A 12897-nucleotide genomic window follows, 5' to 3' on the forward strand; every position below is an offset into this window, starting at 1 on the left:
TTAACGACGTAATTGGCTCATTTAAACCTCTTCCAGCCGAATTAACTACCGATTAATTTTAATATATTAAATTAACGTAAAATAGGTGATTTAACGGGTTGTTAAGCGTATAGTTAATTATTATCTTGCATTCACTTAGCCGATCCCCTATCATGACTACACCTAATCACCTGGATGCTTCTATATTGAACTATTTTAGTGTGGGTAACGTTTGGCAAAACATTGTATTTTATGGCATTATCATTTGCCTCTTATACATCAACATTTTTTTAACCCGGCGAAAGAAAACCTATAAACTACAGCTTGTTACTAATACACCTGCCGAACAAGAAAAACTGACACAGCGGACTACAGATACTTCAGCCAGGGCCTTATATAAAACAAATGCCAATTTAACTGATGAAATAGCTATCCTGAAAAAAGAACTATTGGCACAGGGAGAAGAGTTAGAACTTTCGTACATGAAATCTGACAGGCTTAATGATCAGCTATCAGAAATATTGGATTGCCTTGAATTAACCATAAATTATGACCATAATCCCTGGGACTGGTCGCTGGATTACAGCAGCGGTGTGGTTACACTTTCAGAATATGGTTTGCGGATCCGCGGCTTTTCAGAAAATGCCAAGCCTGTTTTTGATGAAACAATTACAGTTGTTGATCCCCGGTATCGCCAGGCGATGATAGATGCCATTGAAAACTCCTTTAAAACCGGAGCCGATTTTTCAATGACCTACCTCATTAATCCATTGGATGGTAGTCGGCCAAAAGAGATAAAAGCAACAGGCCAGGTACAATACAACGAACTTGGGATTCCTGTAAAACTATCCGGAAAATTCGCGTTTACTTATAGCGAGCTGTTGGCAAAAAAGTAGGGGTATCGCACTTTGTTATCCGGTAAAAAATCAAAAGCGTCCTTTTTGATGCTTGCATTTTGAATAATACTCACAACAATTATATTTGCAATCCGGCTATACTTAAATCGGGATGTAGCGTAGCCCGGTATCGCGCCAGCATGGGGTGCTGGAGGTCGTGGGTTCGAATCCCGCCATCCCGACTTGAAAATCAACGACTTATGATTTCTTAATCATAGGTCGTTTTTTTGAGGTCTAACATGGGTCTAACTTTTTCATTGTTCTTTGATAGGTTTTTTTATCAAAAATGACTTTAAATGTTTAGGATAGTAATTGCTTTCAAGAATTATGGTGAAATATTGATGAAAAGAATGAGTTGATCAGTTCGACTCCGATAATTTCACGTATTGATTTAGGCTTAGATTAGCCCATCACGACTTTTTTGGACTTTTAGAGGCCAAAAGAATAGGCTGCTCTTAAGCTAAAGAAATGGATTGTTGATCCGTTGATATCGGGGTATCTGATTGAGCTTTCAAAGCGTACGCCAAGGTCGATTGCGCTTTTGGGCGAAAGTGAAAATAAATAACTGATTTGAGGCGCATATACAAAAGCAGCTGTTTTTGTATATCCTGTCTCATTTTTGTTCAGAAGAAAAGAGGCGCCGGCATCAACCTGAACATGAAAATTTTGGCAGGCATAAAATTTTAGCCCAGCTTTCAGCGGCGAACGATGAATATCAGTTACGTCAAGGTTAAAATTGTTGCCTTTGATGCTTTTCCCAAAAACATTATTATAGCCAACGTTTGCCGTTACTGCCAAACGGTCCGCTTTAGGAAATTCCGCCTGGACAGAGGCACCCAGGCTCCATTTATAAAGGTCATTAATAACTTCCGGTGGGTAACCCAGCGTCTGCCCCAAAGCTCAAACGGATAGATGAGGCTGGAACTGATGATTTTGTTTGCGCTTTTACGATTTGAGAAAGCCCTACATGCTGCACACGGTATAGGAAACGGATAGAGTTCATTTTTTTCCGCCTTGCCTTTTTGGTTTTTTTTTATTTTCAGTTGCTTTTTTATCAGATCTTTTTTCAGCCGGCCCACTTCTAAAGTGTCGCAGATCTGGCACCCCAATGAGAATATTTATTTAAGTTGATTTTGGAAATTTAACAGTTTATTAAAAAATAATTATATTTATGATAAAAATTCGTACGGATGAAAATATTTAATATAAGACCTATTACCGTCACAAAATACATTTTCAATGAGGAGCGATTAGATAAATTCGCTACAGACTTTGGTTGTGAAGTTGGTTTTGGATTTAGTGGTATGAAAACGGAATCATTAAATACACTTGTTATTTCATTTGGTATACTTTGCCATGCGGGTAAAGGAAGGGAGTCAATTCTATCCAAAGAAGCTATGGATCATGGCCACTATCAGTATGAATTTGTAACGGAGAATACTGATGATAATCTTTTATTTTCCTATGACAGTACTTGTCAATTTAACTTTGAAAGTGAAAGTTTTAAATCAGATTTATCCTCGATAACAGAATTTTTAGATACCTACTATGCACACACTGAAAAGTTTTTTCAAGAATATGGATTTAAAACCCTGCCCGAGATAGAAGAAAAGATCGGGTCAGGGCGTAAGTTAGACATACACGCTCTTTCAGCAATTGACAGCTTGCGGGCCAATAATATGTATGAGTTCTAAAAGATAGTTTTATATTGAAAGTTAAATTGGCTTTAAGGAAGAACGGCATTTCGTACCTGAGATGTACTTACAGATTTTGTGGTTGTTGTACTTACAGGGGACTGGCCTGGTTTAGTTACAGTATGTCTGGTTATTTTCGTTCCAACCCAGTTTAGTACAATAGTAGGAAATCCAACGGGGCCATGGCTATGTGGTCCATTAGTCATTAGTGTGGTATACCATGTGTCTTCTGTTCCGTCCGGCAAAATAGATGTTGAAGACCCATTTACCACCGCAATAGTCATACCTGAAACTGATTCTACAATGGCTCCTCCTCCGTTTGAATTCATTGAGCACCCAATAACTGCATAATAGCGAATTTTTGCAGGATTTACAGTAGGCATCCCGGCCGGATCAGTGATCACGTCTGATTGGTCAACTACAAGATTCCACCTAAAAGTGATACCTCCGTACGGCGGTCCTCCATTACTACCTGAACCGCTACCTGATCCGCTGCCACTGCCAGAACCACCAGAACCTCCACCTCCAGTGTTTGGGCAGCTGGAGCCCGTAAATGTATCGACTACCGAAGTGATACACCCATTAGAATCTGTTGTAATTACTTCGTTATAATAAAATATGCAGCCGCTCCCTGTAGAAGGTGGAAATCCAACCATGGTGGGAAAAACCGGCTGACACTCTGAAGGGTCACTATTTACCGATAGTGCTTTGGCTTTTATCGCGTCCTCTGTTTTGCTTTTAAATACAGCTTTCTTATCGCTTTTTCGGCCATTTTCGTAAACAGCACTATTCAATTGTTTATAACTGGCATCATATTGTAGAATTTCACCATTAAAACCAATGATATTATTTTGATTATAATTCTTCAGAAGAAGATCGAGGTTGTCATTCACATTGTATTTATTCCCAACTAATTCAATAAGCTTTCCATCAGTAATGTTATTGCCGGATGAAGTATAAACGAAAAAACGTCTGATTGTAATTTCATTGTTTGCTACGTAGTTTTCTGAAGTTGGCGCGACCAAAAGATTGCTACCATCGGTTGATTTTAGCGTCCAGGAGTCTTTCCAATAAGGACTTAACTTGGGTGCATTAGCATCAACGTGTTGTAAATGCCAAATCTTGGCAGATTCCAACAACTCGGATGACGCGGATGTTCTTTCATTGATGACGTTATTAATTTCTCTACGGCAGGCAAAGATTAACAAACAAATGCTGAAAAACACCGTAATGGCGAGGAGGGAACGTTGTTTCATAAGGTTTAGTTTTATAAGGTTATAACAAATTTAACCTTATTATCTTCAATTCCAAATAATATTGTAATTAATATCTTTATACTAACTATTTATTAAAGATCGCTTGTTAACTTGAATATAAATCAGGATATTGTAACCTCTTAGAGTCAATAACCTAACCTCATGAAACGCCCCTCCCTCTATCTTGTGCCGAATTTTATATATAAAACATGCTGCATTTATACATCAACGGGAATTATGAAATACCGACCTCGATGATGCCGCTTTTAAGTTTTCTATTGATGTTTATCGAAAAAGTCGAATGATGCCCTTCCGGTTGCTATTTGTAGGATCGACGGCTAAAGGAAAATCCATAGTGTTGCTTTTAATATAGTGTTGCTTTTAATAAAGTGAGCGTCCATAGGTATGATTAGCAAGAGAAATCAACGTTATCAATTACATGTCATGAGTAAATTATGAGTTTGAATACCGATTTAATAAAAGGGAGAAGTTGCTGGCTTTTATTTAGCGTTGTTGTGGTATATCTCTTCGTTGCATATAATGCGAATGGGTTTCATAATGCCGACGAGCATTTTCAGATCATTGAATTTGCAAATTACAAGCTTGGGGTCGCCAAAGCAGGAGATCTGGCTTGGGAGTTTCATTCAAGGATAAGATCTGGATTGCAGCCTATGCTATGTGTTATATTTTTCAAACTGATGCGATTTTTGGGGATCGATGATGTATATTATTTATCGTTCGGACTACGTGTCCTTAGCGCGATCTTATCTGTGATTATTATCCGCTACTTTGTAGCTTCTGCCAAGGGAGCAGTTGAAGAGAAGAATTATAATTTCTTCATAATATTGTCGTATTTCATTTGGTTCATCCCATATATCAACGTTCGGTTCTCTTCGGAAAACTGGTCTGGTATGTTTTTCCTGGCTTCCTTAGCGCGGATACTATATGGGCATTATCAAAACAGCGTAAAAAACCTCCTAATACTGGGCATTCTGTTGGGGATTTCTATTCTATTCCGCTATCAGTCCTTATTGTTGACGATGGGTATTTTGCTGTGGCTGTATTTCATTGCAAAATCAAAGATCAGAAACATTGCCTTAATTGTAGCTGCCGTTCTCATGGTTTTGGTTATCGGCTTCTTCATAGACAGATGGTTGTATGGAATTTATTCCTTTACACTTTATAATTACTTTCATGTTAATATAGTTGATAATGTGGCTTCCAATTATGGGGTATCACCTTGGTATGAGATTTTGCTTTATATAATTAGAAACCCGGGGCCACTCGGCGTATTTATCTTCTTCTCATTTATCATACTAATCTTTTTTGATCCCAAAAGCCTGTTAGTCTGGTCGACACTTCCATTTTTGGTTGTTCATATGATCATCCCTCACAAAGAGTTACGATTCTTGTTTCCGATTGCTGATCTTGTCCCTATTGTGCTTATTTTAGGGTATCAAAAAGTTGTTGTCTTTTCTCGATTATTTAAATATAAGTGGATTTGTTTTGCTCTATCAATAGCTTTAATCTTAATTAATATCGCAGGATTAATAGTTGTTTTATCTAAAGGAGCGGGAAATACAAGGGTATCGGTTACAGCTTATATCCACACCAAATACGCAGGTAAAAAGGTTAACCTAATATACACCGACGGATCAAATCCATATTACGACTGGCCTTTTCCAAAAAATACTTTTTACCACAGCGGAGAAATTGAAATGACAAAAATTGCCTCCGTTTGGCAGCCCGGTTTTGCTACGCATCGCAAGCCTGGTTATGCTAATTTATTAGTGATTTCTCAAAATGACATAACCGGCCCTAAAACAATCGCGCTTTTAAAGGATCTTCATTTAATTCGTGTTTATCAAAGCATTCCAACCTTTGACCAAAAAATCATTGGGCTATATAATGAATCACTTAATGAGGATAACTTTCTGCTCTATGAATTCAGCGATTAAGATTTACTTTTCTTTATAAAGCATATATCCCCGTTTGTTGCCTGAATAGTTGTAATCGATAATTGCTGCACTCCCTGCCGCTTTTTTCCAGGGATTAACCAGTTGGTAGAACAAGATAGGCTGTTCCAAAAAATACCGCTCAGAAACATACTTTATTGTATCAATATTATTCTTCCTGAGAAAATCGATCAATGGTTTATTTGGAAGGAAATGGGCCGAGGTTTCCATCTGATTGTTCCCGGTTTTAAAATCAATTGCATTAATCTGTCTCTCCGGATGAGTAAATATTTCCGTCAGTAAAACATTAATTAATATAGCCGAAAGCATCAGGGAGCCAAGTAACGGCATAGCGCGTTTAATCCCTTTGCTGATTTTCAGGGCCAGATAAAGGCCGATAATTACATATATTGAAAGATAATAACGGAAAGAACAATTAGTTGTATATACAGTAATAATCCCCAGATATGTAATAATAAAAAAAGCATACAGGGAATTTTTTTTACTGACGATGTCCTCTGCGAGATAAAAAACAAGATAAAATCCTATAATGCTGCCACCAAGAAGAAACCACAGTCGAAATAGGAATTGAAAGGGATAGGAGTAAGCATGAACCAGTAATTTATAATTGGATAAGATGTCAAATAATGCCAGTCCATGAAAGATAACAAAAGAAGCGGATAGGAGCAGCAGACATATATAAGTAACCTTTACGTTAACTTTTACCATTAATTTATCGGCGATGACGACCTGTCGCAACCTATTAACTGCAAACAATTCGATCCCTGAAATAACTACTGCAAAAAACAGAATCGTAAGCCAGGATATAGATGTCAGTAGCTTAAAACGCATTCCTACAAAAACCAATATTAAATTCAAAAGGTTGCAGGTCAGCAACGCAATGAGTTTTTGATATACACTAGTTCTGATATACAAGCTCCATAAAATAAGGCTGATTAAAGCAGCAACAGATATTGCGGAGAACAATATATGATTGTAGGTCCCTATAACATTGGTACAAAATAATAATAATATCCAAAAAGGTTTTAAAACGTTTAAATCAGACAGTAAATTAACGGTTGCGGCTATGAGCAGCGATATGAAAAACAAAGTGAATGTATTTACTTCCCAAGCTACCCTTGGGCTAATCAAATACAACGCAGATTGTGAAAGTATGAGCAGGAAGAGAATTGATATGTTAGCTTGATTATAACGCCAAAGAGTTCGGTAAATGATAAGCAGGCCCAGCGAGTTGAAGACTGCGCCCGCAATTCTCAATTGAAAAATACCCAAACCGAATACTTTGAAAAATGTCGAAACGATCATCGGTTGCAGAATGCCAGTATAGGTGTTCATTCCATATATACCGTCAATTCCCGTTTTATTGAACTGATCCGCTTTTAGCCCAACCCAAGCTTCATCACCGTGTAATCCTGGCAGGACATCTAATTTATAAGTCCACCAGAAAGCCATATAAACTCCCAGTAATAGAATCCCTACCGGAGTTGCTTTTGTTAAGATTTTAGATTTCGCTAACATGTGCGACGTAGAGTGAAATTGTTAAGTATAAGGTTTAGTATGCAGTTTATTAAATGGCTCTTCTAAAGGTATATATTGAATAGCAGTAAATAAGAAATATGCATGATATTTATTTATATTCTGTACTTTTATGTTAACCTAGATCGATGAGAAATATTCCACTATACCTAACGTGCAGAATTTATGATACCCTGGGGCGTATCCATATCCTTTTGCTTTTCCTATGTATCGCGTTTATTTACTGGCCGGTATATCGTTTCGATTTCTTATTTGGATGGGATGATCAATGGTTTGTTACCAACCATTTTACACAGAATGGATTCACGCCGCAAAACCTATTTGCTATGTTCACGGAATTCTATTACGGCCAATATGCTCCGGTTAACCAGATATATTATACCTTTCTTTACAGTCTATTTAAATACAATCCGGCCTATTACCACATTATCAGCGTCTTTATTCATAGTGTAAACGTTATATTAGTTTATTGTCTGGTCTGTAAAATTACGCCCAAAGTTGCCGGTGTTCCGGATATTCAGGCAAAACATATCGCATTTTTAACATCAATGTTATTTGGTATTTTGCCAGTAAATGTGGAATGCATTGCCTGGATAGCGGCTTCAAAAGTACCAATCTATGCCCTGTTTTACCTCATTGGCTTGAATCACTATTGCCGCTATTTGGAAAAAAACAAACCCTATGATTTCTACCTTACCCTTTTGTTTTTTGCGGTTTCATTTGGCGCTAAAGAACAGGCCTTGACTTTCCCATTGTGCTTACTCTTATTTGATTTTGTGTACGGCAGATCTTTGAAGCAGAAAATAATACGGCTTGAAAAAATTCCGTTTTTTGTTCTCGGGCTACTTTTAGGTATCATTACAATCCAATCGCAGGGTGTAGAGGGTTCCGGGCAAGCGTTTTACTCTGTATATCAGCGGATCCCGTTGGCTTTTTATACACTTAGCGAGTATTTCACCAAGTGTTTGCTGCCGCTTAATATTTCTTATCTATACCCGTTCCCATTTTTGACAAATGAACCAGTTCCATGGTATTTTTGGGTGTATGTTCTTGCAATTCCAACGATTGTATTTTGTTTTTTCAGGGAGATAAAAAGCCGGCCAATTCGTTTCGGTTTGTTTTTCTTTTTGATACATATTCTATTAGTTATCAATCTGTTTTCCTTGGCGCGATTTTCTGTTATGGCTGACAGATATGCTTACCTTGCATCCATTGGGCTATGTTTTATTTTAAGCTATATTTTTGTTTCGTACTTGCGCAAGCTAAAATTCAAGAACAGGTTGCTTATCCCTGGGGGGGCATATGTTGTTGCTCTCATGTGTTACTCTGCGATGCATATTCCTGTATGGACCAATGCTTATACGCTGAAAGAGAAGCTTAAAACAACGATTGAACAGAGAGATGATTTTAATGAATTAAAAAAATTGAAGTAATGTCCAGTTGTCATAAAAATAAAATTCTTCTCGGATGCTTATTCCTTGTCTTAATCATCATTATGAATTTATTCTATGCGGCAAGTTATTATAACTTGAGCAAAAGAAAAATCCCCCAATTTTTTGTCTGGCAAACAAATGTTGAAAAGCCCAAACGGTAAGCCCTTGGTCAATTTTTTTGCAAATATTATTTAAAGAAAAACTATCGTTCTTTGGGTAGAGTTGGTTTGGATTTATAAATATTAAAACTAATAATTGATGTAACCTTTATAAATCACAAATCTATGAAACAGCGTTCCTTGCTTATTATTACGGTATTTTTCAGTGTCTGTTTGTTAATCTTTGCCTGCCGCAGAGATATCAACAATATGATAAATGACAGAACCGCCACTTCTTCTGCATTATTAGAATCTGCCAAAATTTGGTATTTAAAGCAAACTGTTAATAATGATAGTAAGCTAGTTCCGAATTGGAAATATTCCTGGACCCTAAAATCTATTAACGGGGAAAACTTATTAATTGTTCCGGCACCCGAGTTGACCAATCAACGAACGGAGTTGCTCAGTAAATTTCCTCTGCACACACCTACCACATTACCGCTTAAACAACAAGAAGCTCAAAACGGGAAAATTGTCAAGGGCCGCGGTGGTAGCCGCGGTTTACTATACCCTTGACTGTTTTCCTGTGTCGCTACCTTTGTGACTGCGGTGGCGTGGTTTTCTGTGCGGCTGGAAGACAGGTGTGTATGAGGAACGAATACGTGCCTGTGTGCGGCAACTAGGCTGGCTGCAAAATGGAACCCGGCGCATAGCGCGGTGCAATGCAGCAACCTGCCGCAGTTGCGTTGCCTCTTTATCTTACCTCCATCACTTATTTGCTTTCACCTTTTCCAGCTTCCGCTTAGCTTCCTTTTGATCCTTATCTGCCTGCGCAGCTACGGATTCGGCAGCAATTAACGCCTGCTGTTTTACCATTGCTTTTTCAGCCTTATCTATAAAATCTCTCGGATCCTCCGCCAACTTTGTATCGATGGTCTTAGCAACCTTTGGATAAAGCGCCCTGACTATCCAGAAGTTATAAGCTTCACGATTAAGGTCATCATTTTGATGATAGAGATATAAAGTACTCCCGAATGATCCGGCTGTAATTATAAAACAAACAACCAAGCCAATAATCAAATTACTCGACCAGGCACCTAAATGGTGACTGTTTTTCACACGAATGACTTTCGGTACTGTCGCTAGTACGCCATTTAATTCATCGATTTGCTGCTGGATCTTTTGATCTTTATACCGCTTATTAGCAGTTTCAATTCGCGATGAGATCGTTTCCAATGTGCCCCGGTACTGCTCCAGAAAGCTTTTTAGAAACTCGGCTACGCTGGTTTCCATCACACTGATCCTACCGGCAAAACCTTGGATCAGTTCTTCCATGATATTTACTTTCTCTTCTAATTCTTCGTTTTGCATATCAAATCGTTTTAAGGTTAATCCCATTTTTTTTTACCTGCTTATACCCTGTGACTGGGAGTGTTCCGCCTCGTGCTTCTTCCGTTTTCTGCGGGCGATATCTGCGTCACCCATTGGATCAGGAGGCCCGGCAACAAATTGTGGTTCCAGCAGCACTTCCAATAAGCCTTTACCTACACCGGGGTTATGGCTGTATTCCGCCTGAACGCTCTGCCGGATTGATTCACGCAGTTGGTTAGCCATAAATGGTTGATTGGCTTCCCTTGCCGCATGATACTGCTGTACCTGTTGGTTTCGGTTTAAATTGGCATCAATACGGACAAAACTCAAGCTCCGGTCAATAGCGGAACCTTTCATTTTTATGTTGCCTTTTTCAAAAGAGATGCCCTGAACTTCATTGGTACCGCTACGGAATTTATAAGCAATGGTAATTCCCTGCCTGGCAAGCTGCGCTTCCAACTGTTTCCAGTTAGTGGCCGTTTTCATGCCTGCTTTAATAGCATCGTATAATTCGTACCTAACCTTCTCCCTGCCCTTTAACGCCTGGCGGTTCACCAGATCTTTACCTTCGCCTATATGATAGCCGTATTTCAGGGTAATCTCCTTGCAGGCTATTACATTCTTAGCGAAATTGTTTTTGTCACTAATGGTCTTGCCGTTATTATCCACCCGGTTGTAAACAATATGGAGATGCGGATGATCGCGGTCGTTGTGACGAACGATCACATACTGTGTATTTCGGATACCTGCTTTTTCCATGTATTCCCTTGCCCGCTCCACCATGATATCATCGCTTAATTTAAGCAGGTCTTCCTTGCTCCAGCTGAGTACCAGATGTCCCACTGCTTTGCCGAGTTCCGGCCGCATTTTACGTTGCATATTGAAATCCTGAATTATAGCGTTCGCATGCTGCATGCGAACGCCTTCTGCCGATAAAATCTTTGCTTCCGGCTTATTCACCATATAGCGGACACAGCCGCCAAAGCTTTTCCCGGTGATTGGTTTACCCATCATGGCTGCTAAGTTTTGTAATTAACTCGTCCACTTGTTTAAGGATGTTTTGGCACTTCACGGCAAGCGTAAAGAGGCCTGCCACATGTGCTAAGTGCGTTAACTGGTTGAGGTTATTCGCTACCCCAGCCAGCATCCTGAACCAGCTGGTTTCCTCTGGGGTAAAGCGCGAAAATACTCTGGCGTTTTTCGCGGCCCTCCGGAACCACTCACTGGGTTTCAGCCCGGCATTTTTCGCCCTACCTTCGATCAGAATTTTTTCTGTTGGCGTTAAACGTACCATTAAAAAATCACTCCGCCTGATCGACTTTTTGGGTCTGCCGGGGGGCCTCATTTTTTTTATTGTTTTATTTTCATTAGCTGTTAGCATGTATTCATTTCATTTTTTGTTGCTATAAAAGTTCGACCAACGGGAGCGAGTTCCGAATCACCCCGTCGGGGTGAATTCGGGTTTTTGTGTAGCAAAAACATTAACTCGCTCCTTACAATTCGAAAAATTGGCCGGTGGTATATTCAGCTATCTGTATATATCCCAATACCGAAAACCGGTATCCATAGGCCATGGCAAAATTTGGCTTAGCGCCAAATTCCCCTGCTCCTTTCTTCCTGTGCTCTGCGCCGGATCTGCGGTTGTAAACAAGCCTGTCTTTGGGCAGCCAGGTACTCATTGATGTCGTTAAAACCCTTGTAAAAGCCAGATGCATCGGTGAAGCTGATACCCGCAGCCTGCAACTTTTCAGCAGCTGCAATCCCGGCTTTGTCATGGTTAAGCATCAGGAAATTTTCCTGATAGTTCTTCAAAACAGGCGCCGCTCTTTCAGCCATCGCAACAGAATTCAGGATGATAAAATCCGACTGGTATTGACCACCTTTCATTTGCAAGAGCGAAAGAAAATCCATAAAACCTTCAAGCACGATGGCGGTGTTATGACTGCCGTCAATGATGGTAATGTCCTTGGGAGACGATGCGCCTTTGAACCAGTTATTCCGCAGCTCGTAACCACCCGAACGATTGGCAAATCCAATGGCGAAATAGGCTTTGCCACTTATTGTAAAATCGACCTGTTTGCAATAGGTAGTGGCAATGGCCGGATCAATACCGCGGGTTTCCAGGTAAGCGATCAAGGCCGGATGTTCAAGTGCCTTTACACCGGTAATGATCACCGGATTATCCGACTGGGGTTCTACATTTCGCGAAGTTTGCTGATGAAAAGAAAAATCAGTATTGCCATTATTTAAACGCTCCAAAAACTCCTCCACGGAACAAAGGTGCATACGTATTCCCAGATCAATTAAATTACCTCCGGTACCTTCGCCAAAATCCATCCAGGCGTTAAGCCTGGTATTTACTTTGAATGAAGCGGTCTTTTCTTCGCGCAGTGGTGATAAATACCAGTAATTATCACCTTTGATCCGTTGCGGCTGAATACCGCATTGCTCCAGGTAACTAATGATAGAGAGTTCTTTTGCTGTTTTACAGTTATATCGTGTCATGTTGTAAAATCTAAAGGTTTGTTATTAAATGATGCCGGTACCAAACCATACGGGAGGGCTGACCTTACATTTATGATGAATGATGAGCTATAGCCGTAACTATTTATAAATAAATAATTTATATGCTCATCATTACCTCATCATGGTTTTCCG

The 12897-nt window shown here is 39.4% G+C and carries 12 protein-coding genes and 1 tRNA gene; 6 read left to right on the plus strand and 7 right to left on the minus strand.

The genetic code is table 11. From position 1 onward, the window contains the following. The first annotated feature begins 152 nt into the window (after window positions 1–152). Together DUL71_RS18865 and DUL71_RS18870 are read left to right on the plus strand one after the other, a co-directional pair. Complete coding sequence (locus tag DUL71_RS18865) at window positions 153–875, plus strand: hypothetical protein (protein ID WP_114939552.1); 723 nt, start codon at window positions 153–155, stop codon at window positions 873–875. Window positions 876–983: 108 nt separating this feature from the next. After that, window positions 984–1057, plus strand: a tRNA-Pro gene (locus DUL71_RS18870). A 247-nt stretch (window positions 1058–1304) separates the two neighbouring features. Here DUL71_RS18870 and DUL71_RS18875 read toward each other — a convergent pair. Further along, the gene (locus tag DUL71_RS18875) at window positions 1305–1772 is read right to left on the minus strand and encodes a hypothetical protein (protein ID WP_114939553.1); all 468 of its coding nucleotides are present in this window, start codon (window positions 1770–1772) and stop codon (window positions 1305–1307) included. A gap of 293 nt (window positions 1773–2065) precedes the next feature. Between DUL71_RS18875 and DUL71_RS18880 the strand changes: the two genes are divergently transcribed. Then, the gene (locus DUL71_RS18880; RefSeq protein WP_114939554.1) at window positions 2066–2569 is read left to right on the plus strand and encodes a hypothetical protein; all 504 of its coding nucleotides are present in this window, start codon (window positions 2066–2068) and stop codon (window positions 2567–2569) included. A gap of 32 nt (window positions 2570–2601) precedes the next feature. Here DUL71_RS18880 and DUL71_RS18885 read toward each other — a convergent pair whose 3' ends face one another. After that, window positions 2602–3825 (minus strand): hypothetical protein, encoded by a 1224-nt coding sequence (locus DUL71_RS18885; protein WP_114939555.1) that lies wholly within the window; start codon window positions 3823–3825, stop codon window positions 2602–2604. 455 nt (window positions 3826–4280) lie between these two features. Here DUL71_RS18885 and DUL71_RS18890 point away from each other — a divergent pair, with 455 nt between their 5' ends. Continuing rightward, window positions 4281–5783 carry a glycosyltransferase family protein gene (locus tag DUL71_RS18890; protein ID WP_114939556.1) on the plus strand — a complete coding sequence of 501 codons (1503 nt, stop codon included), beginning with the start codon at window positions 4281–4283 and terminating at the stop codon, window positions 5781–5783. Between the two features lie 3 nt (window positions 5784–5786). On the opposite strand, the gene DUL71_RS18895 is transcribed toward DUL71_RS18890, so the two are convergent. Further along, window positions 5787–7319 (minus strand): hypothetical protein, encoded by a 1533-nt coding sequence (locus tag DUL71_RS18895; protein WP_114939557.1) that lies wholly within the window; start codon window positions 7317–7319, stop codon window positions 5787–5789. A gap of 146 nt (window positions 7320–7465) precedes the next feature. Between DUL71_RS18895 and DUL71_RS18900 the strand changes: the two genes are divergently transcribed. After that, entirely contained in the window at window positions 7466–8770 is a 1305-nt protein-coding gene (locus DUL71_RS18900) for a hypothetical protein (RefSeq protein ID WP_114939558.1), read from the plus strand. Window positions 8771–9054: 284 nt separating this feature from the next. Beyond that, on the plus strand, window positions 9055–9444 hold the full coding sequence (locus tag DUL71_RS18905) for a hypothetical protein (RefSeq protein WP_154402431.1): 390 nt from the start codon (window positions 9055–9057) through the stop codon (window positions 9442–9444). A 192-nt stretch (window positions 9445–9636) separates the two neighbouring features. Here DUL71_RS18905 and DUL71_RS18910 read toward each other — a convergent pair whose 3' ends face one another. The 4 genes from DUL71_RS18910 to DUL71_RS18925 form a co-directional block, all read right to left on the minus strand. Next, the gene (locus DUL71_RS18910) at window positions 9637–10239 is read right to left on the minus strand and encodes a hypothetical protein (RefSeq protein ID WP_114939560.1); all 603 of its coding nucleotides are present in this window, start codon (window positions 10237–10239) and stop codon (window positions 9637–9639) included. A 33-nt stretch (window positions 10240–10272) separates the two neighbouring features. Then, window positions 10273–11253, minus strand: a complete 981-nt coding sequence (locus tag DUL71_RS18915) for a relaxase/mobilization nuclease domain-containing protein (RefSeq protein WP_114939561.1) — start codon at window positions 11251–11253, stop codon at window positions 10273–10275. After that, window positions 11243–11620 carry a plasmid mobilization protein gene (locus tag DUL71_RS18920; protein ID WP_114939562.1) on the minus strand — a complete coding sequence of 126 codons (378 nt, stop codon included), beginning with the start codon at window positions 11618–11620 and terminating at the stop codon, window positions 11243–11245. Before DUL71_RS18920 ends, DUL71_RS18915 begins: the two co-directional genes overlap by 11 nt. A 206-nt stretch (window positions 11621–11826) precedes the next feature. Continuing rightward, complete coding sequence (locus DUL71_RS18925; RefSeq protein ID WP_114939563.1) at window positions 11827–12744, minus strand: toprim domain-containing protein; 918 nt, start codon at window positions 12742–12744, stop codon at window positions 11827–11829. Between the last annotated feature and the right edge of the window lie 153 nt (window positions 12745–12897).

Source organism: Mucilaginibacter endophyticus, from assembly GCF_003351025.1.
Lineage (GTDB): Bacteria > Bacteroidota > Bacteroidia > Sphingobacteriales > Sphingobacteriaceae > Mucilaginibacter > Mucilaginibacter endophyticus.

Excerpts from the sequence above, each read along its gene's own strand:
- DUL71_RS18915 (WP_114939561.1), bottom strand. The coding sequence starts at position 11,253 with ATGATGGGTAAACCAATCACCGGGAAAAGCTTTGGCGGCTGTGTCCGC.
- DUL71_RS18890 (WP_114939556.1), top strand. The coding sequence starts at position 4,281 with ATGAGTTTGAATACCGATTTAATAAAAGGGAGAAGTTGCTGGCTTTTA.
- DUL71_RS18895 (WP_114939557.1), bottom strand. The coding sequence starts at position 7,319 with ATGTTAGCGAAATCTAAAATCTTAACAAAAGCAACTCCGGTAGGGATT.
- DUL71_RS18900 (WP_114939558.1), top strand. The coding sequence starts at position 7,466 with ATGAGAAATATTCCACTATACCTAACGTGCAGAATTTATGATACCCTG.
- DUL71_RS18885 (WP_114939555.1), bottom strand. The coding sequence starts at position 3,825 with ATGAAACAACGTTCCCTCCTCGCCATTACGGTGTTTTTCAGCATTTGT.
- DUL71_RS18880 (WP_114939554.1), top strand. The coding sequence starts at position 2,066 with ATGAAAATATTTAATATAAGACCTATTACCGTCACAAAATACATTTTC.
- DUL71_RS18910 (WP_114939560.1), bottom strand. The coding sequence starts at position 10,239 with ATGCAAAACGAAGAATTAGAAGAGAAAGTAAATATCATGGAAGAACTG.
- DUL71_RS18905 (WP_154402431.1), top strand. The coding sequence starts at position 9,055 with ATGAAACAGCGTTCCTTGCTTATTATTACGGTATTTTTCAGTGTCTGT.
- DUL71_RS18920 (WP_114939562.1), bottom strand. The coding sequence starts at position 11,620 with ATGCTAACAGCTAATGAAAATAAAACAATAAAAAAAATGAGGCCCCCC.
- DUL71_RS18925 (WP_114939563.1), bottom strand. The coding sequence starts at position 12,744 with ATGACACGATATAACTGTAAAACAGCAAAAGAACTCTCTATCATTAGT.
- DUL71_RS18865 (WP_114939552.1), top strand. The coding sequence starts at position 153 with ATGACTACACCTAATCACCTGGATGCTTCTATATTGAACTATTTTAGT.